This window comes from Acinetobacter sp. YH12138, assembly GCF_015218525.1.
GTDB lineage: Bacteria > Pseudomonadota > Gammaproteobacteria > Pseudomonadales > Moraxellaceae > Acinetobacter > Acinetobacter amyesii.
Genome location: NZ_CP048670.1, coordinates 385605 through 411427, shown reverse-complemented (window position 1 = coordinate 411427; position 25823 = coordinate 385605). Strand labels below are relative to the sequence as shown.

At 41.8% G+C, this 25823-nt stretch carries 26 protein-coding genes; 7 read left to right on the top strand and 19 right to left on the bottom strand.

Going from position 1 to position 25823, the window contains the following annotated elements; genetic code table 11:
• Positions 1-65 precede the first annotated feature (65 nt).
• The 3 genes from leuD to G0029_RS18180 all read right to left on the bottom strand — a co-directional run bounded on the left by leuD (position 66) and on the right by G0029_RS18180 (position 2547).
• A complete protein-coding gene (leuD, locus tag G0029_RS01945) occupies positions 66-716 on the bottom strand; it encodes a 3-isopropylmalate dehydratase small subunit (protein ID WP_078189721.1) in 651 nt (216 codons plus the stop codon).
• Between the two features lie 24 nt (positions 717-740).
• The gene (leuC, locus tag G0029_RS01940; protein WP_180106251.1) at positions 741-2189 is read right to left on the bottom strand and encodes a 3-isopropylmalate dehydratase large subunit; all 1449 of its coding nucleotides are present in this window, start codon (positions 2187-2189) and stop codon (positions 741-743) included.
• A gap of 157 nt (positions 2190-2346) precedes the next feature.
• Positions 2347-2547: a hypothetical protein gene (locus G0029_RS18180; protein WP_111884089.1), complete on the bottom strand. Its 201-nt coding sequence runs from the start codon at positions 2545-2547 to the stop codon at positions 2347-2349.
• Here G0029_RS18180 and G0029_RS01935 point away from each other — a divergent pair.
• Entirely contained in the window at positions 2546-2782 is a 237-nt protein-coding gene (locus tag G0029_RS01935; protein ID WP_111884090.1) for a DUF2061 domain-containing protein, read from the top strand. The two genes, G0029_RS18180 and G0029_RS01935, sit on opposite strands and share 2 nt — an antisense overlap.
• Positions 2783-2911: 129 nt before the next feature.
• Here G0029_RS01935 and G0029_RS01930 read toward each other — a convergent pair whose 3' ends face one another.
• Positions 2912-3121 carry a hypothetical protein gene (locus tag G0029_RS01930; RefSeq protein ID WP_180024477.1) on the bottom strand — a complete coding sequence of 70 codons (210 nt, stop codon included), beginning with the start codon at positions 3119-3121 and terminating at the stop codon, positions 2912-2914.
• Between the two features lie 467 nt (positions 3122-3588).
• On the opposite strand from G0029_RS01930, the gene G0029_RS01925 reads away from it, so the two are divergent.
• Positions 3589-4452 (top strand): LysR family transcriptional regulator, encoded by an 864-nt coding sequence (locus G0029_RS01925; RefSeq protein WP_078189725.1) that lies wholly within the window; start codon positions 3589-3591, stop codon positions 4450-4452.
• Between the two features lie 198 nt (positions 4453-4650).
• Here G0029_RS01925 and G0029_RS01920 read toward each other — a convergent pair whose 3' ends face one another.
• From G0029_RS01920 to G0029_RS01910, 3 genes are all read right to left on the bottom strand, one after another.
• Positions 4651-4893 carry a DUF2789 family protein gene (locus G0029_RS01920; protein WP_078189726.1) on the bottom strand — a complete coding sequence of 81 codons (243 nt, stop codon included), beginning with the start codon at positions 4891-4893 and terminating at the stop codon, positions 4651-4653.
• Between the two features lie 96 nt (positions 4894-4989).
• Positions 4990-5463, bottom strand: coding sequence for a DUF2628 domain-containing protein (locus G0029_RS01915; RefSeq protein WP_168377917.1), 474 nt, complete (start codon positions 5461-5463; stop codon positions 4990-4992).
• Between the two features lie 92 nt (positions 5464-5555).
• Positions 5556-6212 carry an HAD family hydrolase gene (locus G0029_RS01910; protein WP_180106249.1) on the bottom strand — a complete coding sequence of 219 codons (657 nt, stop codon included), beginning with the start codon at positions 6210-6212 and terminating at the stop codon, positions 5556-5558.
• A 181-nt stretch (positions 6213-6393) separates the two neighbouring features.
• On the opposite strand from G0029_RS01910, the gene G0029_RS01905 reads away from it, so the two are divergent.
• Together G0029_RS01905 and ptsP are read left to right on the top strand one after the other, a co-directional pair.
• Entirely contained in the window at positions 6394-6873 is a 480-nt protein-coding gene (locus tag G0029_RS01905) for an RNA pyrophosphohydrolase (protein ID WP_078192761.1), read from the top strand.
• Positions 6874-6950: 77 nt separating this feature from the next.
• Entirely contained in the window at positions 6951-9245 is a 2295-nt protein-coding gene (ptsP, locus tag G0029_RS01900) for a phosphoenolpyruvate--protein phosphotransferase (RefSeq protein ID WP_180024480.1), read from the top strand.
• Position 9246: 1 nt separating this feature from the next.
• Here ptsP and G0029_RS01895 read toward each other — a convergent pair whose 3' ends face one another.
• Positions 9247-9432 carry a hypothetical protein gene (locus tag G0029_RS01895; protein WP_078192875.1) on the bottom strand — a complete coding sequence of 62 codons (186 nt, stop codon included), beginning with the start codon at positions 9430-9432 and terminating at the stop codon, positions 9247-9249.
• Positions 9433-9625: 193 nt separating this feature from the next.
• Positions 9626-11287 carry an acyl-CoA dehydrogenase family protein gene (locus tag G0029_RS01890; protein WP_180106247.1) on the bottom strand — a complete coding sequence of 554 codons (1662 nt, stop codon included), beginning with the start codon at positions 11285-11287 and terminating at the stop codon, positions 9626-9628.
• 91 nt (positions 11288-11378) lie between these two features.
• Here G0029_RS01890 and G0029_RS01885 point away from each other — a divergent pair, with 91 nt between their 5' ends.
• Positions 11379-11987 (top strand): TetR/AcrR family transcriptional regulator, encoded by a 609-nt coding sequence (locus G0029_RS01885; RefSeq protein WP_111884098.1) that lies wholly within the window; start codon positions 11379-11381, stop codon positions 11985-11987.
• Positions 11988-12476: 489 nt separating this feature from the next.
• On the opposite strand, the gene G0029_RS18535 is transcribed toward G0029_RS01885, so the two are convergent.
• A complete protein-coding gene (locus G0029_RS18535; protein WP_180106246.1) occupies positions 12477-12866 on the bottom strand; it encodes a hypothetical protein in 390 nt (129 codons plus the stop codon).
• Between the two features lie 1039 nt (positions 12867-13905).
• On the opposite strand from G0029_RS18535, the gene G0029_RS01875 reads away from it, so the two are divergent.
• Positions 13906-15426: a catalase gene (locus tag G0029_RS01875; protein ID WP_111884100.1), complete on the top strand. Its 1521-nt coding sequence runs from the start codon at positions 13906-13908 to the stop codon at positions 15424-15426.
• Positions 15427-15508: 82 nt separating this feature from the next.
• On the opposite strand, the gene G0029_RS01870 is transcribed toward G0029_RS01875, so the two are convergent.
• The 9 genes from G0029_RS01870 to hcaE form a co-directional block, all read right to left on the bottom strand.
• Complete coding sequence (locus G0029_RS01870) at positions 15509-16564, bottom strand: MBL fold metallo-hydrolase (RefSeq protein ID WP_078192767.1); 1056 nt, start codon at positions 16562-16564, stop codon at positions 15509-15511.
• A gap of 60 nt (positions 16565-16624) precedes the next feature.
• Positions 16625-17566: a cation diffusion facilitator family transporter gene (locus G0029_RS01865; RefSeq protein ID WP_078192768.1), complete on the bottom strand. Its 942-nt coding sequence runs from the start codon at positions 17564-17566 to the stop codon at positions 16625-16627.
• A gap of 231 nt (positions 17567-17797) precedes the next feature.
• Positions 17798-18700: a DMT family transporter gene (locus G0029_RS01860; protein WP_168377924.1), complete on the bottom strand. Its 903-nt coding sequence runs from the start codon at positions 18698-18700 to the stop codon at positions 17798-17800.
• Between the two features lie 434 nt (positions 18701-19134).
• Positions 19135-20370 (bottom strand): 3-phenylpropionate/cinnamic acid dioxygenase ferredoxin--NAD(+) reductase subunit, encoded by a 1236-nt coding sequence (gene hcaD / locus G0029_RS01855; RefSeq protein ID WP_180106244.1) that lies wholly within the window; start codon positions 20368-20370, stop codon positions 19135-19137.
• Between the two features lie 11 nt (positions 20371-20381).
• Entirely contained in the window at positions 20382-21344 is a 963-nt protein-coding gene (locus G0029_RS01850) for a 3-carboxyethylcatechol 2,3-dioxygenase (RefSeq protein WP_180106241.1), read from the bottom strand.
• A gap of 65 nt (positions 21345-21409) precedes the next feature.
• Positions 21410-22228: a 3-phenylpropionate-dihydrodiol/cinnamic acid-dihydrodiol dehydrogenase gene (gene hcaB, locus G0029_RS01845; protein WP_078192772.1), complete on the bottom strand. Its 819-nt coding sequence runs from the start codon at positions 22226-22228 to the stop codon at positions 21410-21412.
• Positions 22229-22230: 2 nt separating this feature from the next.
• A complete protein-coding gene (hcaC, locus tag G0029_RS01840) occupies positions 22231-22557 on the bottom strand; it encodes a 3-phenylpropionate/cinnamic acid dioxygenase ferredoxin subunit (RefSeq protein WP_067763933.1) in 327 nt (108 codons plus the stop codon).
• Positions 22557-23075: a 3-phenylpropionate/cinnamic acid dioxygenase subunit beta gene (gene hcaF, locus G0029_RS01835; RefSeq protein WP_067763936.1), complete on the bottom strand. Its 519-nt coding sequence runs from the start codon at positions 23073-23075 to the stop codon at positions 22557-22559. Before hcaF ends, hcaC begins: the two co-directional genes overlap by 1 nt.
• Positions 23072-24439: a 3-phenylpropionate/cinnamic acid dioxygenase subunit alpha gene (hcaE, locus tag G0029_RS01830; RefSeq protein WP_078192774.1), complete on the bottom strand. Its 1368-nt coding sequence runs from the start codon at positions 24437-24439 to the stop codon at positions 23072-23074. The genes hcaF and hcaE overlap by 4 nt, the downstream gene beginning before the upstream one ends.
• A 278-nt stretch (positions 24440-24717) precedes the next feature.
• On the opposite strand from hcaE, the gene hcaR reads away from it, so the two are divergent.
• On the top strand, positions 24718-25623 hold the full coding sequence (gene hcaR / locus G0029_RS01825; protein ID WP_078192775.1) for a DNA-binding transcriptional regulator HcaR: 906 nt from the start codon (positions 24718-24720) through the stop codon (positions 25621-25623).
• Positions 25624-25823: the final 200 nt, after the last annotated feature.

The following is a 25823-nucleotide window of genomic DNA, read 5'->3' as shown; positions in this document are numbered from 1 at the left end:
GTTTCGCCTGATATTAGCAAGACTTAAGCCGACTGACTACTAAGAAGTTCTACAGTGACACTGACTTAAGCTTTAATTTCTGCAAATACCCAAGGGCGAGATGCTTTGGTTTTTTCTTCATAAGCGCGAATATCATCGGCAGCTTGTAAGGTTAAACCGATATCATCCAAGCCATTCAATAAGCAGTGTTTACGGAATGGATCAACTTCAAATGTAAATGCTTCACCACTCGGTGTACGTACTTCTTGCGCAGCCAAATCAATGGTTAATTGATAGCCTTCAGATGCAGCACATTCTTTAAATAACTGATCGACGATCTCTTCAGACAAGATCACTGGCAACATGCCATTTTTGAAACTGTTATTAAAGAAAATGTCCGCATAGCTTGGTGCAATGACGGTACGGAAACCATATTCTTCTAATGCCCAAGGCGCATGCTCACGGCTCGAACCACAACCAAAGTTTGCACGAGAGATCAAAATCGACGCACCTTGATAACGCGGTTTATTCAATTCGAAATCTGGGTTAATTGGACGTTTTGAAATGTCTTGACCTAAATAGCCTTCATCCAAATAGCGCAACTCATCAAATAAGTTGGCACCAAAGCCTGTACGCTTAATAGATTTCAAAAACTGTTTTGGAATAATTAAATCTGTATCAACATTGGCACGGTCTAATGGTGCAACGATACCTTGTTCAACGGTATATTTTTTCATGCGATTTGCTCCTATTAGCCCTGATTAGAAGGTACGAACGTCAACGAAGTGACCAGCGATTGCCGCAGCTGCTGCCATTGCTGGACTCACCAAATGCGTACGACCACCATTACCTTGACGACCTTCGAAGTTACGGTTTGACGTCGATGCACAGTGCTCACCCGGTTGCAACTTGTCAGCATTCATTGCCAAACACATTGAGCAACCCGGCTCACGCCATTCAAAGCCCGCTTCGATTAAGATTTTATCTAAGCCTTCTGCTTCTGCTTGTGCTTTGACTAAACCTGAACCCGGTACCACCATGGCTTGCTTAATCGATGCCGCCACTTTTTTACCTTTGGCCACTTCAGCCGCTGCACGAATATCTTCGATGCGTGAGTTGGTACATGAACCAATAAATACACGGTCTAATTGAATATCAGCCAATGCCTGACCCGCTTCTAAGCCCATGTAGTTGTATGCACGTGTCCAGTCATTACGCTGTACGTCATCTTTGGCTTGTTCTAAAGTTGGCACTGCTTGAGATACAGGAATCACCATTTCAGGAGAAGTCCCCCAAGACACTTGTGGCTCAATCTCTTCACCTTGCAACACCACAACAGTATCAAAATGCGCGCCTTCATCAGACACTAAAGTCTTCCAATATTCTACTGCAGCATCCCACTGTTCGCCCTTCGGTGCATATGGACGGTCTTTTACATAGGCAATGGTTTTGTCATCAACAGCCACCATACCCACGCGCGCGCCACCTTCGATCGCCATGTTACACACCGTCATACGACCTTCGATCGACATATCACGGAACACTTGACCACCAAACTCAATTGCGTGACCTGTACCACCTGCCGTACCGATTTTACCGATAATTGCTAAAACCACGTCTTTAGGAGTTACGCCTTGACCCAAGTGACCGTCAACACGCACCAACATGTTCTTCATTTTCTTTTGAACTAAGCATTGAGTCGCCAACACGTGTTCAACTTCAGATGTGCCGATACCATGAGCCAAGCAACCAAAAGCACCATGCGTTGCAGTATGTGAGTCACCACACACCACGGTCATACCTGGCAAGGTTAAACCTTGTTCTGGCCCAACCACATGCGCAATACCTTGACGCACATCATTGATGTCAAACTGGGCAACATTAAAAGTTTTACAGTTGTCATCTAAAGTTTGCACTTGGATACGTGAGGTATCATCTTCAATACCCGCAATACCTTCAGCACGCTCCTTAGTAGAAGTAGGTACGTTATGGTCTGGCGTTGCAACGTTAGCGCTTAAACGCCATGGTTTACGACCTGCAAGTTGTAGACCTTCAAAAGCTTGTGGAGAAGTCACTTCATGCAATAAATGACGGTCGATATACAATAATGAAGAGCCATCATCTCGTTGTTTTACTAGATGGTCATCCCACAATTTGTCATACAAGGTTTTTTTTGTTTGGGTTTCCGTTTTTTGGGTTTCGCCTGCCATGTCGATTTGCTCCACTGGACTGGGTAAATTCTTTCGTTAAATCGATTATAACCACGTATTCACATAAATCTAATTTATCATTTTTATTAGTTTAAAAACTTATAGGAATGATATTTAACTGCTGATTTCCGCTGCATTTTAAAGACCATTAATGCGTTTAAAACACGCTCACTTCAATACTTTCAGTAGATGAAACTTTAGAGTTTTCTCCGACTTTTTGTTCACTTTCTGCCATTTTTAAACAGTAATTTAAAAATTCAATGATCATAAATTGAATTTTCTCTTTTACATTGCAAATAAGAATCATTATTATTAACTCATTGCCAAGATTTATCAATTTAACAAGGAGCATTTTCATGGCACACATTAACAAGTTCGTCGAAAATAATCAGCGCATGTTCAAAAAAACCTTGAGCTATTACATCATGCATATCACGGTTGCGATGTTGGTTGGTTATTACGTGACAGGCAGTATTGCAATGGCTATTACATTAAGTTTACTTGAACCAACTGTTCAAGCGGTTGCCTTTTTCTTCCACGAAAAAGTCTGGGAAAAGAAAGATAAAGCTGTAGAGGAAAATATCCCCGCTTAATCGAACCCTGCTCCTTGTAAAAAAACCACCATCACGGTGGTTTTTTTAATGACCTTAAAACGTTCTTATATTCCATTCACTTTAACTTTCTATTCTTTTCATCCTATAGATTCAATTGTAGACAGCTCATCAAAGCTTGGTTTTTTGCTGTAAAGCCAGTTGATCATGCGCCTCAACCAATTGTTCTATCGCAAGAATCAGTTTGTTTTTTGCCGCATTACACTCCGCTGCTGCACGGTTTTCGTCGTCTTCGTCATCTGCGATTTCATATATTGCACAGCGCTTTTCGACTGTCCCTTCAAAGATATCCAATAAATTTTTAATGTGTTTAATATCCATCGCCTTCTCCCTGTGAGGTACAACATCGCTAATCGATGCAGCCCTGACTGTACCTGTTGCTATAATTATTCACTGAAAAGTATGTTCCCCAAGCCATCAAAACTTGAGTTCATTTTTTTTTAGTTCAATACTGAATTAAAAAGAAACGTCATCGCTCCTCTTTAATTCCAACGGTTAAAAATACTTTTCAGCCCTATATTTTTTATATTATGCATAACTGTGGTTTCGGTTTAAAAAACAACTTTGTAACAGCGCATTTGAGCTGAAAACGTCACAGCTCAATCTCGAATCATGCAACAATCAAGCACTCGAATAACGCTATAGAACTCGAAAAATCCCCTCAGATTTAACGCGTAGTATGGCTTGAACGCCTAGTTTTAAATCAAAAGATACAACTTTCCCTTTGATTTATTCTTAAAATATTATAACAATGAGACTAAGCATAAAAATTCTTTATAGGAATGAAGATGAATCTCGCAGCCTTTGAAGCCTTTGTAAAAGTTATGGAAACTGGTTCGATCTCTTTGGCAGCAGATCAGCTCTTCATCACGCAACCTGCTGTAACCAAGCGTATTCACAGTTTAGAAGAATACTTCGGTGTCAAACTTTTTGAATCCGCGGGTCGTGGTGTTCAAGCGACGCATGCAGCAAACTCTCTCTTGCCAAAAGTAAAAAGCTGGCTGAATGAGTTGGGCGATATTCACCATACGCTCAGCCATGAGCAAGGTCAGGTTCAAGGTAAACTGAAAATTGGTACCAGTCATCATATCGGCTTACACCATTTACCAGCGCATTTGCGTCAATATGTACAACAGTTTCCGGAAGTAACCTTAGATGTACACTTTGTTGATTCTGAACAGGCCCATGAGCAAGTTTTGGCTGGCGACTTAGAATTGGCATTTTTAACCTTACCGCCACAAGGTGACAGCCGTTTAAAATACATTACGACATGGAATGATCCACTGGTATTCGTGGTTGCACCTTTCCATCCTTTGGCGCAAGTTGAACATTTAACCTTAGAAGATTTGATCCAATACCCAAGTCTTTTGCCTGCGGCGCAAACCTATACCAGTCAAATTACCTTGGCTGAGTTTGAAAAGTATGGCCTGAAACCAAAAGTCACCATGAGCAATAATTCACTCGAGTCGATTCGTATGTTGGTTTCCATTGGTCTCGGTTGGTCAGTCCTTCCTAAAACCTTATTGAACCAAGATTTAAAACAACTGAATTTACCTTCAAACATGAATCGTCAATTGGGCATGGTATGGCACCCAGGCCGTACTCAGTCACTTGCTGCACAAAAGCTGGTTGAATTGATGAAACACATCTAATTCATTTTTTTGCCTACAAAATTCAATTATTAATCAAGCCACCGCTATGGTGGCTTTTTATATTCATCTGTTTAAGCATTTAGAAAAAGCGAATAATTTTCTATATGTTGAAGGGTCGCTTAAATTTCTTTTGCATCAAAAATGGGATCACCTATTTCAGCCGATCCCATTAAAAAAACCAAGGAAGACCTGTCGGTTTTATTTCGTCAATGAATCTTCATGTAATGATTCATTCAATTGATCGACAATAATCGCCCACTCACCATCTGACTTAATTTTTTCGGCCAAGAACTGGCGCTGAGCATCTGTCCAATAATCTGCTTCGGTAATTTTAGTTTGGGCACTGAGTTGATGCGTCACGATAAATAAAGCAATCGCGTCTTCACTCGAATCTAAACCCAGTTGTTCAAATAGATGAGTCATGCGTGGACGTACACTCATTGTCATTCTCCGTGTTAAAACTTATTGTTTATGGATACAAAATTATTCTGTTTTAAGGATATAACACGGAACGGACACGCACTCAATTACAGAATTCTACAGCGGTGAAAATTGAATAAAAGGCAAACTGAGCATAATCATCACGACCGATTGAATAAATACCAACAACAAAGGCAGCCCCCAGTTCACTCCGCCTTCTTCAGCAAACACCTGCTCACTATATTTCGGCTGCTGCATATAGGCTTTGGTCTTTTGCACCGCAAAATCGCTATAAAGCCGCTTTCCGATGCCAGCGAGTATGAGGTTAGGAATCAATGCTAGCCCCATCAAGACTTGATCAGGCACTCCGATGATGAGTGCCAACATACTAATCAAAAAACCAACCGCAAAGAATAAGAAGAAATAGCGATACATCTTCCGATAGAGTAACCAATAGGGCCCAAAAATTAACCCCGCCCAACTCAGGCCACTGTTCTGCCCACCTTGTTGTTCTATGAACTTTAAATAAGATTGAGCACGTGGCCCAATAAAGATTTGAATTAAATGTTTAAAAGAAGCTTCTGTCTGCATACGGAGCGATAGTTCAAATAAGTGAGTCGAGGGTTAATCAAAAGAACATCAAATAAAAAAGCATCTCAAGATGCTTTTTTTCCTGTTCATCTTTAGGCTTGAATTGACCAGTCTTGAATGTCCCAACCTTGTTCTTTTGCTAGGACCTCTAAACGATCATCTGGATTGACTGCAATTGCATGATCCGCATATTCCAATAAGAATCGATCATTGATTGAATCTGAATAGGCCCAGGACTCTGTCACATCACGACCTTCTAACCATTGATTCAAACGGACTAATTTGCCCTTTTGATAGCACGGAGTATTAATTACTTTACCTGTATATTTACCATTCACAACTTCGGCATTGGTCGCAATGATTTCAGTAATGCCGAATTCACGAAAAATCGGTGCGGTAATAAAATCAGACGTTGCGGTGATCCCGACCAATTGATGCCCTGCATCTTGATGGCGCTGAATGGCAGCAAAGCCCTCTGGACGCATTTGCGCACGAATAACTTTTTTCATAAACAACTGATGTAACTCAGTTAAGTAGGCATTGTCATGTTGGGTTAAAAACTCAAATACAAATTCGTTATAGGCAATCGGGTCAAGCTGGCCTTTTTTATAATCATCATAAAATTTGTCATTCATGGCACGATGACGAATTGGATCAACCAAGCCTTCATTGACCAAAAACTCCCCCCAAGAATGGTCTGAGTCGGTATTTAATAAGGTGTGATCAAGGTCAAACAGTGCCAATTTCATGAAAATACTCGTAAAAGCTGAAATTTAAGAAAAAAATTGTAAATCTATCTCCGCTAGTCGATAGAAATTCGTTAAGATCATAACAATTTTAACATTTTTACACTTTGCTTTTTCGAGATGGACACAGAAATAAACGTCCCCGTGAGCAAAGTCATAAATTACACAATATTTAGGTAGCCAAATGATCGATTCAGAAGGTTTCCGACCCAACGTCGGGATCATTTTGGCAAACGACATTGGACAAGTTTTATGGGCAAAGCGCATTGGTCACAATGCCTGGCAATTTCCACAAGGAGGTATCCAACATGGAGAAACCCCCGAACAGGCACTTTACCGTGAGCTGAGAGAAGAAGTTGGCTTACTGCCCGAACACGTCCAGGTGATAGCACAAACCCAAGGGTGGTTGCGCTATCGTTTGCCACATCGGTATATACGTACCGATTCAGCCCCCGTTTGTATTGGTCAAAAGCAAAAGTGGTTTTTATTGAAACTGACAGCTTCAGCACAGCATATTCAGCTTGATTTGTCAGATCCACCTGAGTTTGATCAATGGCAATGGGTCAGCTATTGGTACCCACTAGGACAAGTGGTCAATTTTAAACGCGATGTATATCGTAAAGCCATGGTGGAACTGTGCAGTCAGCTTCCACAAAAGCCGTAAAAATTTGCAGAATGGATGCAGATTTTTAGGATGAGTGTTGTTATAAATAAAGCAGAATAAATTTTGGAGCAGACACGATGTCGAACATGCAGCTGGATACATTAAGACGCATAGTCCAAGAGATTAATGCGTCAGCCAGTTTGCATGAATCTTTAGACATAATGGTCAATCAAGTGGCAGAAGCCATGCATGTGGATGTCTGCTCAATCTACTTGCTTGATGAACGAAACCATCGTTATTTACTGATGGCTTCTAAGGGTTTAAACCCTGAAGCCGTTGGGCATGTCTCTTTGCATACCAGTGAAGGTTTGGTCGGCTTAGTTGGACAACGTGAAGAAATCGTCAACTTAGACAATGCTCCCAAACACGAACGCTTTATGTATCTGCCAGAAACCGGGGAAGAAATTTACAATTCCTTCCTCGGTGTTCCGGTAATGTATCGCCGTAAAGTTATGGGTGTCTTGGTGGTTCAAAACAAAGAACCTCAAGACTTTAGCGAAGCTGCCGAATCCTTCCTCGTGACCCTATGCGCTCAGCTTTCAGGGGTGATTGCCCATGCACATGCCGTCGGGAATATCGAAGTCTTTCGTAAACCGAACAACCTCCCAGCCTATAAAACCTTCCAAGGCATTTCAGGTTCAGGCGGCATTGCTCTAGGTCGTGCAGTCATCTTATATCCACCTGCTGACTTGGCTTCAGTGCCTGATCGTGAAGCTGATGACATTAGTGAGGAGCTCGAATTACTCGACAATGCCATAGACGCAGTTCGCCAAGAAATTCAGTCGCTTGATGAAAAAATGCAAGATGCCCTCATGGCTGAAGAACGGGCATTATTTAGCGTGTTCTTACGGATGCTCGATGCCAATGCCCTCCCCGCGGAAATCAAAAGTGAAATCCGCGACGGTAACTGGGCACAAGGTGCTGTTCGCATTGTCATTGATAAACACATTGCGCTCTTTGCACAGATGGAGGATGACTATCTCCGTGAGCGTGTTTCAGACTTAAAAGATCTAGGGCGTCGTATCTTGGCCTTTTTGCAAGAAGCAGATGCTAGTCACCGTGAAATCACCGATGAAAGTATTTTAATTGGTGAAGAAATTTCTACAGCTGCTTTGGTTGAACTCCCAGTCGATAAAATCGCAGCGATTGTGACCACTGAAGGTGCCATGAACTCACACATGGTGATTGTGGCGCGTGCTCTCGGCATTCCAACTGTGGTTGGTGTGACTGAACTTCCGATTAACACCCTTGATGATGTCGAAATGATTGTCGATGCACATCAAGGTCGTGTATTCATCAATCCACCTCGTCGTTTACGCACACGTTATAAAGAGATTCAAAAAGAAGAAGAGCAAATTGCTAAAGATCTGAAGCAATACGAAACCAAAGATGCCATCACCCCTGATGGCGTCGCAGTTCGATTGTTTGTAAATACCGGCTTGATGATCGATGTAGTTCGCGGTGTACAACGTGGCGCCAAAGGTGTCGGTCTATACCGTTCTGAAATCCCATTTATGCTGCGTGATCGCTTCCCAGGTGAAGAAGAACAGCGCGCGATTTATCGTCAACAGCTCAGTCATTTTGCCAATAAACCCGTAGTGATGCGTACCCTCGATATTGGTGCAGATAAAGACCTGCCTTATTTCTCGATTGAAGAAGAAAACTCAGCTCTGGGTTGGCGTGGGATTCGCTTTACCCTCGATCATCCTGAGATTTTTTCAGCCCAAATTCGCGCCATGCTCAAAGCCAGTATTGGCCTCAACAACTTGCATATTTTGCTGCCGATGGTGACCAGTGTCAGCGAAGTCGAAGAAGCGTTGTATTTGCTCGATCGTGACTGGCAAGCGGTGCAAGAAGAAGAACAGGTGAAAATTACCAAACCCAAAATCGGCATCATGGTCGAAGTACCGAGTGTGCTGTTACAGATCGATGAATTTGCTGAATTGGTTGACTTCTTCTCAGTGGGATCAAACGATTTAACACAATACTTACTCGCAGTGGATCGTAATAACCCACGTGTTGCCAATGTCTATTCACACTCACACCCAGCCGTACTTCGTGCGCTGACTCGTTTGGTGCAAGAATGTCATAAATACGACAAGCCGATTAGTATTTGCGGGGAAATGGCTGGTGATCCACTCACCGCTATTTTATTGATGGCAATGGGCTTTAATACCCTATCGATGAGTTCGAGTAATATCCTGAAAGTTCGTAAAGCCATCTGCCATGTGCCGATGCCAGATGCAAAAGAGCTCTTAGATCGTGCCTTAAGCATGAATAATCCACTGATGGTGAAAAGCTTAATGGAGTATTACTTTAAGACTCATGGTCTAGGTGATATGGTGAAATCAGCGACACGAATAGTCAGTTAAATTATAAAAATACAGACCAATAAAAAGGGAGATAGTCATTTGAGTATCTCCCTTTTTTGTGCTTGTCATAGCCACGTTTCGCATTTTTCTTTCGATCTACAAAAGTTTGGCTTTTGTTAAAATCATTCATGTGTTTTGCCACGAAGTTGCGAACTTCAACTTCAGGCAGGACTTTTTTCTTTGCCATTTGCATTCACCTTTTGCCTATACAGCACCTTCGTGCTGTAGTGCATATATTGGTCTATTTTTAGATTTTTTCAAGCACTTTCCTATGGCTTTTTGATACAGCGTAGTTAGTCCCATGTCCATAAAAAATTGTTTTCCCACATTATTCCCATCTCCAAAACCCTCTCCCATTAAGAGAGGGAAATACATTGTATTTAACTTGCGAAAGCCCGTTCCAACAAACGCTCTACATCGACCATTTTGGCATCCAACATCCCCACCACTTGCCCGTGTTTAGCGCTATAACGGCTTTGAATAAAACCATTTGCTACATAATCAGGCGCATAGCGTTTCAATAACACCGCTTGTGCAAGTACCGTTAAACGACTGACCAAACTGCGCCCCATAAATTGTAAATCTTCAGGCGATTGATGGAACAACCTGAACAAGTCCTGCAATTCTGTTTGCAAGCTTTCATCTGTACTTGCTGTACTGGCCAAATCTTTAAACAGCACCTCAATAGATTCAGGATCACGCCCAATCGCGCGCAGCACATCTAGGCACATGACATTGCCTGAACCTTCCCAAATGGTATTCACAGGTGCTTCTTTAAAGATGCGCGCCATGATGCCGTTATCGACATAGCCATTACCACCAAAGACTTCCATCATCTCACCTGTCAGTTCCACCGCACGCTTACAAATCCAAAACTTGGCTGCTGGGGTCATGATGCGTTTCCATGCCACAGACAAAGTATCATCCGATTCATAGCACTGCGCCAAATGGAAACTGAGCTGCGTCGCTGCTTCACTCTCTAAAGCCAAATCTGCCAAAACTGCACGCATTAAGGGTTGTTCAATCAAATGTTTACCAAAAGCCTGACGCTGACGGGTATAAGCAATGCATTGCACCAAAGCTTGACGCAGCATGGCGCTCGAACCGACCGAACAGGTCAGACGAGTATAGTTCGCCATTTCAATAATGGTTGGAATGCCACGCCCTGCCTCACCAATCATAATGCCCCACGCATTTTTGAATTCGACTTCCGAGCTTGAATTACTGCGGTTACCGACTTTTTCTTTTAGGCGTTGCACCTGAATATTATTCTTCGTGCCATCTTCCAGCCAACGCGGCACAAAGAAACAAGCCAAGCCATCTTGTTCGGTTTTTGCCACCACCAAATGCGCATCACACATTGGTGCAGAGAAAAACCATTTATGCCCTGTCAGCAAATAAGCTTTGCCTCGTCCTGTTTCTGCCATAGGCACAGCTATAGTTTCATTAGCACGTACATCTGAACCGCCCTGCTTTTCAGTCATGCCCATACCGAGCCAAATCGACTTTTTCTGCGCAATCGGTACATCGCGTTCATCATATTCAGTCGATAGTAGTTTCTCTCCAATTTTGGCCCACAGTTCAGGTTCACGCTGAATGAGTGGAATACTGCCGAGTGTCATTGAATTTGGACATAAATTGCCGCACTCGACCTGACCTGCTAAATAAAAACGTGCTGCCCATTCCACCCATTTTGCCTTGGAATTTGGCTGATTAAATGGATGTGCATGGGTATCAAACTGGCGGTTGAGTCCCATCCATTTATGCCATGAAGGATGAAACTCGATAAAGTCAGTACGGCGGCCTCGCGCATCGAAGGCATGTAAAATTGGGGTATGTTTGTTGGCTAAAGCCCCATGCTGAAAGTATTCACTCGAACCTGCCACTTTGCCCATTTCGCATAAAGTCGGCTGATCATGGCTGCTGCAGCGTTTTAAGATTTCATGTAAAACCGTATCGCTTGAAAATAGATTGTAGTTTTCTAGTTCATCAAATTGGTTGCTGATTTGATGCGTCATCCATGGCTGTTCTAATGTATTCATCGTCTATATTTTCCACTTGTTCTTGTTTGCTTTTCATTTCAGTATAGAGAAAATTTAAAGCATAGACGTTCGGTTTTCAGCGCTTAACAATATGAAGAATTCAGCCATTCAGATACGGCGTAAGCCTCGTCAATCACGTGCAAAGCTCACCCAAGAAGCCTTACAGGAAAGTTTTGTTCGGCTTTTGCATGAGCGCCCTGCCGACAAAATTACCATTCGTGAAATTACCGACCTTGCAGGCGTTGGCTTAGGGACATTTTATGAATATTTTTCCAAGAAGGAAGATTTGATTGCGCTAACCATTCATTTGCATGTGAAACACAATGCCGAACAGATGAAAACTTATGCACAATCGCTGATGAAGTTATCCACAGATTTGGATTTTCAAGAGTATTTACAGCAAATCATCCACTTTCAAATTGAGCAAATTCAAGCGCAGCAGTTTTTATGGTCACAGGTGTTTTTATTGGAACGGCGGATTTCAGATATTGAAAGTTACCGTAAAAGTTATGTCATGATGGTGCAAATGTGGCAACACATGCTTAAGCCTTTTATAAATAACGAGGAAAAGCTCAAGCCAATGGCTTTAAATATACAAAGAGTGTGTTATGGCTTTGTGTCGCAAAGCTTGTTGATCGTACCCAACTTTACTGAATGGGATGAATTAAAGCGAGATATAATTCATATGTTGCGCGATTAGACTTCGAGGACAAGTCTAATGACGTTTCAAATGCATCGGTGAATAAAATAAAGTCATGTTATTTACAAAAAAACCGGCTCTTAAACCAGTTATTTTAGATATTTAGGAAATTCATTTTTACGGTAGAAGAAAATCATTCATCACTTGGTTCATCCTTCAATAAAAGTGCTTTAGAAGTTAAGCTTTTATTGCCAGCTTACTTATCTCATTTATACACCTTTGCAATGCTGGCCAGTTGTAAGCTCTTTAAAAATTCAGCCGTATATTTTGGACTATGGCCTAATGCACCCCGATGATAGCCATTTGGGATCGCCTGATAGACTACTGGCAATTTTTATTTGCACAATTTCTGGTAATAACTTTGAGTACCAAGGTGATCGAGTAAATGGTCTGCGGCGCCTTAAACAAACATCAGTGTTACGGTTAGGGTCTTATATTCAATCGACTGCCGTTTTAAATAGCTTAAGGATGGCCTTAAGTCTGAATTTTTTAAAAGATTGGCTGAGGTGCTTGTTTTAACTCAGTTTGTAGTTCTGACAAACAGCGTTTACGGGCCTGATTTAATAAAGACCGCATATCTGGACTAACCAGTTGATTTACATTGATCGATGGATCTGCTGCGGCTGCTCCCAACAACACGATTGGGAAAAATGCCGCTACATTGGTATCTGGATTTGGATTGGTTTCTACGTATTCAGCAATACATTCATATTGATAACCACCCGGTGCCAAGGGTATTGCAGCTTTAAGATTCAATTCAAGCGCATCTTTTTGTCCCTGAGCTGCAACCGCAATCACAGCTGCACCACCTTGACTATGCCCCATCACCATCCAGTCTTTACTAAATTGCCTCGGCTTCCAAGAATGCAATGCACGCACAGAATGCACCAAATTATAAACTTAACTGACTACATTCATATGAGGGTGCAGTTTTGGCTTACCCAGTCCTTATAATCTGTTGCAACCACTACATAGCCATGCCTCAAACAACTGTCGATTGCATCATCTATGACTAGTTGCAAACTATATACAGGCCCATTGTATAATCACTTGAAGGAGCACTTGTATCAGCCACACAGTCGTGCCATGTGCTCATGCCAATACGGTCCAGTCTTGTTTAAGTGCTTATCCTTTTGGGCGTAAAATATATCCCGAGGTCAAAATGGGTTCGTCATTAACCCCCTCAACTACGATATGCGATCACGTAAGGTTGCCTAGTATGTTGATATGATGTAGGAATCTATTCAAGCTGGAGTGACAACACCTGACCTGACAACAATAAAGATAGGTGTGCCAACCATCACCCCATAAAGAATTTATTTACAATTTTCTAAAACAACTTAGACCACTTGCCAATATTTCTTCAGCTGTATTTTTAGCTTATTTTAAGTATTAAATAATGTCTTTAATGTTGAAAATCTCTGCAATATTAATAGCTCAAAATGTCTTTCATTAACTAGAATCAGCTAAAAAAACCTATATTAAGGCCAAAATCCATAATAAAAATATGGAATTAATTAGTTCGTCCTGTTCTACCTATCATAGCGATATATTTGAGTTTAATTCATGGATAAAATATTAAAACAAAATATATAAATAAATAATATAAATTCAATAACTTGATTCATCGAATTAACCATTTATTCAAAACTATTTTTCCATTTGTCAAAAGCCACAGAAAGCTTTAGAGTCAATAAGTATATAAAGATTTTTAAGCTTTTAACGGCTACAGTTTTATGACTTCTCTTCGATTGATTGCTGCTTGAAAAATTTTAGAATGAGAGAAAAACTGTTGTCACATTGTCACTTTAAAATGAATTAACAAAACGGTTAATGTCATGTGCTGTTGAGCGTGTTATCAATTGATAAGGTTATAACTCCCAACTTTAATACATGATTATAATAATGGAGATACTCAATGAGCGACGACGTTAAAAAATGTCCTGTCACCCACCTAACAACTGATGCTGGTGCTCCTGTTGTAGACAACCAGAACAGTATGACGGCAGGTGCACGTGGTCCTTTGCTTGCCCAAGACCTGTGGCTTAATGAAAAACTCGGTAATTTCGTTCGTGAAGTAATTCCAGAGCGTCGTATGCATGCCAAAGGTTCTGGTGCTTTCGGTACGTTTACCGTGACTAACGATATTACCCAATATACCCGCGCTAAAATTTTCTCAGAAGTTGGTAAAAAAACTGAACTTTTTGCTCGTTTCTCTACCGTAGCGGGTGAGCGTGGTGCTGCAGATGCAGAACGCGATATTCGTGGTTTTGCCCTTAAATTCTATACTGAAGAAGGTAATTGGGATTTAGTTGGTAATAACACACCTGTCTTCTTCCTACGTGATGCACGTAAATTCCCTGACTTAAACAAAGCAGTAAAACGCGATCCTAAAACCAATAAGCGTAGTGCAACTAATAACTGGGATTTTTGGACTTTACTACCTGAAGCTCTACACCAAGTTACGATTGTGATGTCTGACCGCGGTATTCCAGATGGTTACCGTCATATGCATGGTTTTGGCAGTCATACTTTCAGTTTTATTAATGCCAATAATGAACGCTTCTGGGTTAAATTCCACATGCGCACTCAACAAGGCATTAAAAACTTAACCGATGCTGAAGCTGAAGCGATTATTGCCAAAGACCGTGAAAGCTCACAAACCGATCTGTTCAATGCAATTGAACGCGGCGATTTTCCAAAATGGAAAATGTACGTTCAAATCATGCCTGAACTTGATGCAGAAAAAGTACCTTATCACCCATTTGATTTAACCAAAGTATGGCCTAAAGGCGACTATCCGTTGATTGAAGTGGGTGAATTCGAACTCAACCGTAACCCTGAAAACTATTTCCAAGATGTTGAACAAGCCGCTTTTGCACCAAGTAACTTGGTGCCGGGCATTAGCTTCTCACCTGACCGTATGCTGCAAGCGCGTTTATTCAACTATGCTGATGCTGCACGTTATCGCGTGGGTGTAAACCATTACCAAATTCCTGTAAATGCACCACGTTGCCCTGTTCATTCCAACCGTCGTGATGGTCAAGGCCGTATGGATGGTAACTATGGTGCAACACCGCATTATGAACCAAACAGCTTCAGCCAATGGCAAGAGCAACCACAATACAAAGAACCACCATTGAAAATTACTGGTGATGCTGACTTGTGGGATTATCGTGAAGATGACAGCGACTATTTCAGTCAACCACGTGCATTATTCAACTTAATGAATGATGAACAAAAACAAGCATTGTTTAATAACACTGCTGGCGCAATGGGCGATGCACTCGACTTCATCAAATACCGTCATATCCGTAACTGTTACGCATGTGATCCAGCTTATGGTGAAGGTGTTGCAAAAGCATTAGGCTTAACTGTAGCGGATGCGCAAGCTGCTCGTGCAACTGATCCAGCTCAAGGTAATCCTGGCTTGCTTTAAGTTTTATCTTTGAATAAAAAAACCACCTTTTAAGGTGGTTTTTTCTTGGCATTAAATATTCCAATTAACTTCTAATTAATCCTTAAACAATCAATTTTTTGCCTTCATGCATGGTTAAAAATGGATTCATTAACTTTGATGTTTTTCGCATTGCATGATGTAAGTCATGTTCAGGTTGGTCTCTAGCTTCATCAGTCAACTGAAAAGTCCGATAATGCATTGCCAATGAACATTTTGACTGTAAATCTTTATGCGCCTGAAAAGCTTCTTCGGGATTCATGTGCAAATATTTCATTAAACGACGTGGCTCATAAGCTCCAATCGGTAATAACGCTACTCGGGGTGCACCTAAGCGTGTATGGATTTGTTTGAAATGTGCAGCATAGCCCGTATCTCCAGCAAAGAAGAAATGTCCTGTACTATGCACGATGGAAAAACCTCCCCATAAGGCATGATTTTGATCTCGCCAACCACGACCTGAACCATGCTGTGCAGGCGTATAAACGATACGCAAATCTTCAAACATTTCCGATTGCCACCAATCAAGTTCAATGACATTGAAATGTGTGGGTAAATAATAAGCATTGCCTAAACCAGTATAAATCGGCATAGCAAATTGTTCATGTAACCAATTCAAGGTTGCTAAATCCATATGATCATAATGATTATGGCTTAGTAAAACCCCATGAATTGTAGGTAATTCTTCTAAGGCAATTCCTGCAGGACAAGCACGTCGTGGTCCAGTCCCTTGACGTGGGCCAGCATACTCCGCCCATACAGGATCGGTCAAAAAATTATATGGCCCAATTTGAATCAAAACCGTCGCATGTCCGACAAACCAAACCAACCAATCATCCATTTTAGCCAATGGCCGATTGTGCGGAATGCTACGCGAAGAAGCAAAAAACTGTTGGTATTCTTGCTCACGATCTACTTTCCATGTATCGCTTTTACGCGTCATGATCCATTTCAGCATATCTTTACGCGTAAACGCATCTGGATTTCGAAGGGTATTAAAGAATTTTTCCCCATTAAAATGGTCAGTTGCCAGATAATCAAATACAGGCTTCGTCCACGTATGTTTCATACAGCTTTTAGTACTGATTTGAAACTGTGCTGATTGAGTTTTTTGATTCATGTGTATTTAAAATTCATTCACTATGCTGACAAACCTTGCAAAGTATTTAACCTCGCAGACCTATTGATCAAGACGACCTTTCATGCGCTCAAGCCAAACCTTCCGAGATTGAGGCTTGACAAAGAGTGCCACAATTTCAGGATGAAGCTGTTTAATTTGTGCTTCAATTCTGTTGACACAAGCTTCTATATCATCTGACGTTAAATTATCTTTAAATTCAAGACTCAAAGATGCCAAAACTTGATGTGCACCCATCTGCTCTGTTAACACCCCATTGGCAGAATGCACTGCTGGATCTTGCTCTGCAACCATCAAGACATTATGCCTCAATTGTGGGTCAGCAGTTTCTCCCATGAGCAATCCTTTAGTCTCACGTGCAAGTAAAATTGCTGAAATAGCGAGTACAACCCCAATTAGAATTGATGCCAGACCATCAAGCATTGGCATATTCAGCGCGTGTGATAAATAGATACCGATCAGGGCAATAAACAGACCAATCAGCGCTGCTGAATCTTCAAATAACACGGTAAATGTCGTCGGATCTTTACTGCGTCGAAATGCTTCAAAATAGCCCTGTTTCCCTTTGATTTTACGAAATGCTTTCAATGCCACAAACCAAGAGGTCCCTTCACACAAAATCGCAATACCTAATACGATATAGTTAATCATCGGATTTTGCATTTCTTCGGGGTGATAAATATGACTAATCCCTTGATAAATCGACACGATCGCACCCAAAGCAAAGACCATCAACGCCACAATAAAAGCCCAAAAATACAGCTCTCTCCCATAGCCAAACGGATGGCGTGCATTTGCCGGCTGCTGCGATTTTTTCATACCGTAGAGCAGTAAGATTTCATTTAAAGTATCAACCACAGAGTGAATAGCTTCACTCAACATGGCCGAACTATTCGTGATATAGGCAGCGACAAACTTCACCAGTGCAATCGCTAAATTGCCGAAGAGCGCTGCATATACCACGATTTTGTTAGATTCAGACATTTAAAATTGTCCTAAATTTATTTTTATCAAACAGATCTATTTGATTTTATAGCTCATTCCATAGTACTCAAACTGACTGTAGCTGTTGTTTGTTATTTTGTTGTTTTTACACCAACTGTCGATTGTTTCGACAATGCCATCATGTTCCATGTGAAACACGCTCTTTAGCGCAAAGGTATAGAAAAAAAAAGGAAGCCGCAGCTTCCTTATAATTCTGTAGATGTACACGGTTCAACGTACTTTATTAAAATATTGCTCGCGCCACTCTTTCCAAAAGTACATCACAATACCAAACATCACGACCACGATTCCAACAAAGGCATTGGAGCTAATATGTTCACTGTTCAACGTAGCTCCCAAAACCAATGCTATGACAGGTGTCATCACATTACTGAGTGACACCGTTGATGCGGCCAAACGTCTTATCAGCCAGAAGTAACACAGCATTGCCACAATGGATGACATGATCATGGTAAAGACAAATCCAATCATTGCACGGCCGCTTGGCAATTCGGTTGGAAAATGCTGCCAAATAAATGGAATAATGAGCATCGATCCTAAAGCAGAAACAATCAGGGAACCGGTTGCCTGTGACATCGGCTTTAACGGTGCGTTAATCTGTTTCACCCAAAAAATCGAACTGATATATGACACCATACTGATTAGCATCAGTACAACGCCAATTGGATTGACTTTGCTATCAGCAGAATCTGCAAAGACAAAAGTTAGACCACCCACTGCAACCGCCATACCCAACCACTGCAAAGCGACCAATTTATGTGTTTTTAAAATCACATGGCCAATCAAGCCAGCAATCAGCGGTGAAAAACCAAAAATCAGTGCCATTAAACCAGAGGTGAGATAATTGGCTGCCAGATAAATAAACAACTGTGCGCCAATCAAATTCAAACTCCCTGCCACATAACTTTTTAATGAGGTTTCATCAAACGGCAAAGGATCACGCATCAATTTCAACAGAAACAGCGCAATAATAGATGCGCCGAAGTAACGGATAATCAACACCCACATCGGATGTATTTCCTGCACACTCCACACAATCGCGAGCGGCGTCGTCGCCCAAATCAGTACCAAAAGAGCATATATACTTGCCGTCAGCGGCAGTGAAGATTTCATTTCATTCTCAAATTTGATTGTTCTAACGACTTAACCTGAAACCCACTATTCAGATCTGGAACTACTCGTAAGACCATTAACTAAAAAGTTTAAGACCAATTATTGTTCTCCCCTTTATCAACTAAATTGGAGGCGGTATGAATGCCACCCGATCGTTTGGGGTATAAGGACTTCTCTTCAAACGATCAATAATCTCCCCTAACCCCTCTTTAAAAAAAGTGGGGGAATCATCCAAACGAAATCCATTCTTCACAAAGACTACTCCCTCCTTTGAAAAAGGAGGGCTGGGGAGGATTAAAACCGTTGAATAGATCTACATAAGCTAAAACTATATACATGGACTACAAAATAGCTTTATAAGTGCGACGCTAAAACTAAAGACATAAAAAAACAGACCTACGTTACCGCAAGTCTGCTCCTCTTAGACATTCAGCTTACTTTACAAGTTTACGTAAATCTTGGCTTAAATCTAAATATTTATCCGCTTCAAACGCCGCATTCTTGCTAATCAATTTTTTCAAATGACGCATCTCTTTCGCAGCATTCACAGTGATACCACCCACGATTACACCGTCAGTAACACCAAACAAAACAAATGATGATTCTGCAGCTAATTCAGGATTTACTTCGCCACGTGCAATCCATTCGCTTGCAGCCATATCACCCACAAATTGATAGTTGATATTCAATTGATCTGTCCAGAACCACGCTGGATTTGGGGTTGGATGTTCAACACCCATTACATGACGAGCAAAGATACCTGCTTGCAAGTTCGCATTTTCCCAAGTTTCGACACGACGGTGGTTACCACAGTCACGAAGCTGAGTCGCAACGTCACCCGCTGCATAAATATCTGGATGCGAAGTTTGGCAGTTATCATTCACTTTAATGGCAAAATCAACGTCTAAACCTGCATCAACCGCAAGTTGAGCATTTGGCACAATGCCAATACCATAGATCACTGCATCTGCACGAAGTTCTTCACCGCCTTCAAGCGTGATCACCACTTCTTCGCCATCCAGCTTACAGTCAGCAATAGAAGTCGAAAGACGAACATCTACACCTGCAAGACGTTGCTGTGCCAATAAGAATTCGCTCAATACGCGTGGAGATGAACGCCCCATCACCATTGGACCCATTTCAATCACGGTCACGATACAGTCTTTAGAACGTGCTGAAGATGCAAGTTCTAAACCAATTACACCACCGCCGATCAAAACAATACGGCGACCCGCTTGTAATACAGGCACCAATGCTTGTGAATCTTCAAGGTTACGTAAGGTATAAACGTGTTTACCCAAAGCATCGAAATTCGGTAAACGGCGTGCTGCACCACCAGTTGCTATAAGCAACTTGTCAAATGCTACAATTTCACCATTTTTCAGTTCAACTGTTTTCGCATCGCTATGGATTTTCACCACTCCATTGCCACGAATATGTTCAACACCGAGTTCTGCCAATTTTTCTTCTGACAGAATTTCGATTTTGGTCTCTTCAGGTTTTAGAATTACGTCTTTAGACAAAGGCGGACGTTCATAAGGAAGATGTGTTTCATCACCCACCAAAATGATTTTGCCTTCATACTTGTTCGCACGGAGTTCTAAAATGGCGCTAGCACCAGCTTGACCAGCTCCAACAATAACGATGGTTTCGATACCATTTTGGCTCATGGGTTTGTTCCTTATTTCAATTCTGCAGATACGATGCCGAAGCCCGCAATCCACTCACTAATGTCTTCGTAGCAATGTGTTGTCATGTCGTATTCGCCCACTTCATGTAGTGCAGCAAAAGCAGCCATCCAAGAACGAACTTCTTGACCACCACGACCGCCTTCAACACGAATTTCAGCTTCAGTCATCGCTTCAATGGCAGCAAAGTCAGCTTTGGCGAAAGTATCAAGCAATGCACGATCCCATTCTGGGTTTAAAGGCACTGCGACAGAAGTATCACCCGCTGCGAGTTTTTGACCGACAGCAATGATTTTGCCTTGACGTGTATTACGTGCCTCTTCAGTTGGGTTACGACCTGCAATCAGAAACTCTTCCACTTCTGGTGGAACTGAACCCATTTGCGGCGTTGGTGGATCATGAGACAAACCACCTGTACCCAAAACAAGTACACGTTCATTTTCTAAGTTCAATGATTTAATGAACTTACCGACTGCACGACCCAAAGCGACTGTACGCTTGGTTGTTGGCATCGGTGCAGCTGCACCATTGATAAAAATTGGAATCGTTGGATAACGATCAAGCTTGCCACCACAAAGGAAATGTAATGGTTGAGTCACACCGTGGTCTGCCTGCATACGATAAGAGTATGCAACATCGACACCTTCATCCAATACGCGACGAACCAGACTGATTGCTGTTTCTTCAGGCACATTGATATGGTCATTGTCTTTACCATAATCCCAATCACCTGCTGCTTTGGCACGAATACCGACGCAGAAAGATGGCATGAGGTCATAGAAGAAACCATTGAAATGGTCTGGACCAAAAGTAATGATCAATGTTGGATTATAGTCTTCAACTTCTTTCGCAAGTTTGGCAAAAGTTTCGCGAACTTTTTCCTCTTTGTATTTCTCTTGCGGAGAAGCGAATTCCATTAGGGGACTGTGCGATGCACAAATAAGTTTAACGGCCATGGGTGACTCCTAAACGGAAGGCAGCCAAGACGGCTGCCGAGTAAGTCCTTTACGTATTTGGCGAATTAAATCTCGTCAAAGAAGCCAGCACGTGGTTGACGTAAACCACGGATACCCAGACCACATTCAGCATTAATTAAAACACCAGTTAATGGGCGGTTGTTTTGACGAGAAGCCAATAACACGTATGAACCAGTCATATCTTCAGGTTCGGGTAAGAAATTGAGCGGCATGCCGCGTGCAATCTTCTCAGGATCGCGTGCATCGAGTAGACCGAGGTTTTCTTGGCCTAAAGAAGCAGCGCCTTTGATGTTGACATTCATACCCGACGGAGCAACAGCGTTCACTCGTACTTTAGGCGCAAGCTCGTAGGCTAATTCTTTCATGATCCCAACGCCAGCATGCTTAGACGCTGTGTATACAGGGCCTCCGCCTGCCGAATACAGTGCTGAGTTAGACAAAGTAAATATGATAGAACCTTCCGAAGCTATCAATGCATCAAGTGCAGCTTTGGCACCTAAGATGAGAGATTTGGTGTTAATACCCATAATCTCATCAAAAGCTTTTTCCAGCTGTTCACCCGATGTATTGACGATATCTGCGTAATGATCCCAGATACCTGCGTTTCCGACGAAACAGTCAAGTTTGCCATAATGTTCTACAGTTGCTTGAACTGCACGAACATTATCCTCATAGCTGGCTACATCTCCTGCGATCGCAAGCACGCGGTCACCAAAATGTTCTTTCAATGCATCAACTTTCGATTGAGAACGTTGAAGAACAGCAACTTGTGCACCTTCTTCTAAGAAACGTTCAACCAATGCCCAGCCTAAGCCTGAACCACCACCGGTAATAAGTGCAACTTCGCCTTGTAGCCAACCCATGATTACTCTCCTGCCATCTCTACGTATAAAGCACCATCTTCAACAATCACAGGGAATGTCTTGATAGGATCTGTTGCTGGTAAGCATAATGCTTGACCAGTTTTCAAACAGAATCGAGCCGAATGAAGTGGACATTCAACAGTGCCATCATCTTCAAGGTAACCTTCAGACATTGAAGCATTACCATGTGAACAACGGTCGTTCATCGCGAAAAATTCGCCATTGTTGTTGAATACTGCAAGCGCATCGATACCGTTAACGCCGCAATCTACTTTCAATGCTTCGCCTTCGTCTAATTCGTCAACTTGGCAAACAAAAATCTTATTCATTAGAAGAACACGCTCAGGTTATGTGAGTTGTAAGTCACCTGATCAAGGGTAATCTTACGGTTGAAGATTTCGAAACCTTGCTCAGTGTCGACTTTGCGGATCTTGTCGTGACGCTTACCACAGTAGATTGTTACATCTTTCTCTTTCTGGGTACGGTACAACAAGTACGTTACGTAAACGTCGTATTCGCCTTCAACTTCAGTCGCTTCAACAATCACATTTGAAACCATGTGTGTTGTACGTGAAGGAGGTTCTTCAGCCCAAGCCATACCTGTCTCTAAACGAGCTACACGGCGTTCCAACAAATCTTTAGTATCGTTAAATACCCAAGTTGTTGGCGGCTCAATCGAACGACGACGGTCACGTGTTTGCGCGTTTGGTGTTGTACGTAACGTATAAGAAATATCTTCCGCTAATACAGCTAACCAATCGCGGAACTTCCAATCGTCAAGCAATTTTGCTTCACGATAAAGAAACTGACTAATTTGGTGATGGAGTTCTAAACTAATTTGACTCATTTCATAAGCTCCTTCTCATATTCGTCAGCCGCAGCTTCAACGTCTTCCCATTTTTCATGAATCAATAAATCTGCCCAACGGCGGTACATACCACGTGCTGCAGTCTCAGAGAAAATATAGTTAGTGATACCCGGGATACCATCTTCACGTACTTTCTCGTTGCCTTTACCCATTTCCATAATGAGTTTGTTTTGACGGGCTTTATAACCACGTAATACTTTTTGGATTTCGATCCAGTTTTCAGAGTCATCTTGCTCTAGGAAACCAGCAGGACCGAAGGCACGTGTTGCAGAACGTTCAAATGCTGCTTGTACATCTTCTGGCGCGTCCGCATCACAGATACAGAATGCCCATACTTCAGTCTTGTTTGGACCACGTGGGTGCCATACACGAAGCGTTGCAGTACCGTTCAACCAAGATAGTGTTGGGAACATGGTGTTGTGACCAGCAAGACGCAGTGCACGAGTTTCACCTAGGCGTTCTTTCACTTCTTCATACGTTTCACGGAAGTAGTTTGCTACTTCACCATCCACCCATACGTTTGCGTCTGGTTTCTCAGTGAAGAAGAAGCCTGAACCGTGACCACGTGAACCGTATTGGATCGCGTCTTTGGCAGTTTCCCAAACTGGACGGGCAGTTTGTGCAGCACCTAATTTCTTAGAAGATTCATCATCTGGTTTAGCACCAAGCACCTGAATCGCAGATGCATGAGAGAACAACGCGTGGTATTGGTCAGAAGCGAACTGTTCAGCTGCAAATTTCCAGTTACAGTCGATTTCCCATTTGTGTACACCACCAACGATCACAGTACCACCTTCACGACGGTCTACAACGCCGTCCAGGTACCAAGCGATATCGCCCATGTATTCTTCTAGATCTGGAGTTGTTTCATCCCAGCAGCCGAATACTAAGCCTTTGTATGATTTAACGCGGTTAACTTCTACCAGACCCCATTGCTCTTTACATGCACCATGTGGGTAAGCACGATCTTCAAGCGGGATATCTTTTAGAGAACCGTCAATACCGTATGACCAGCCGTGGTATGGGCAAGTGAACGCACGTGTATTACCACAGTCCGCGAAGCTCACACGCATAGAGCGGTGACGACATTGGTTTAAGAATGCTTTGATTGAGCCATCTTTTTGACGTGCCACGATGATTGGATCTTCACCCATATAGGTATTGAAGAAATCGCCGGCTTTAGGAATTTGGCTCTCATGGCATAGGAATAACCATGTACGACCGAACACACGTTCTAATTCAAGTTCGTAAATGTCTGGATCGGTATAGATAGATGGCGTGATACGTCCATTTTGTGCATCGACTAAAGCATCGATTTCGCGCACATCAATTTTTCCACTCATGAAAAGCTCTCCTGTGACCATAAGGCACAAAGTAATAGACTCAACTTTTCAACGATGATGGATTTTAGAGCGATATTCGGGAAATATTTATTTTGTTTTAATTAAGAGATTTTATGGATTATTACGGTAGATTTTTTTTATAGTATTTTTTTTAAATTACCGAGAACACCATTTATTTCGTGAATGGCAAAATAATCCTCACGCAATAGTTGTTTATAGATTATACTGAACGAACTTCTAAGTAAGACATTTTTTGGATTACTCCACGGGTTGATTATATGGAATTACGACACTTACGCTACTTCATTACTGTTGCTGAAGAACTCAATTTCAGTAAAGCTGCGTTAAAACTTTATACTGCTCAACCTTCTTTAAGCCAACAAATTAAAGATCTTGAAGAAGATGTCGGCGTAAAATTGTTGCACCGGACTAAACGCAAAGTTGAGCTCACAGAAGAAGGTGCCGTATTTCTAGAACAAGCACGTTTGACACTAGCTCAAGCAGACAAGGCCGTAGCGATGGCACGTCAGGTTTCACAAGCCAAACAACAGATGCTACGGATTGGTTTTGTGCCTGTCGCAGAGATGAAAATCTTCCCATACGTCTTGCCAAATCTGCGTGTTCAAAACCCAGAACTCAAAATTGAATTACTTAGTTTAAATAATCGCGATCAGATGAAATTGCTGCAAAAAGGTGAACTAGATATCACTTTTACTCGCAATAACTTTCATAGCGACGAAATTGAAAGTCAGTTTGTACTACGTGAACCATTGATCTTTATTTTACCCAAAGATCACCCTTTAGCGAAGTACGAACGTATTCCAGTTAAGGCATTGAATGGTATTGATTTTATCATTCCTGCACGCGAACAATCAGGCACATTGCATGAAGCCATTTTAGACTTTGCTTCTAACCATGGCGTTCAATTTAATATCGTGCAAAAAGCCGACAATATCCTGTTTAACATTAACTCCATCGGCATGGGTTTAGGCTGCACGATCCTACCGGGATACATCGCGCCATTGACCATGAACAATACTGTCATTCGTCCTTTAGATGTCGAATTACCGTATCTAGACCTGTACGTAAGTTACCGAAAAACGGCGAGTTCTGTGGCTGTAGATAAATTCCTTGAACTGCTAACCAAAGTTTTTTATCTCGATATCAATCGCGAACAGCGTTAATTTTCGCCAAGTCATAATTTATAGATATAGCACCATTATTTTTGAAATAAATAATGGTGCTTTTTTTATGGCTAAAAAGTCGCTTTTTTAATCGTTTAAATGTTTTAATCGACGCATTTTATCTATCATGCATATCGACTTGATGGAAAATAACTTATAAATTTTAGTTTAGATATTGATAAAAATTGCTAAGAATAGCC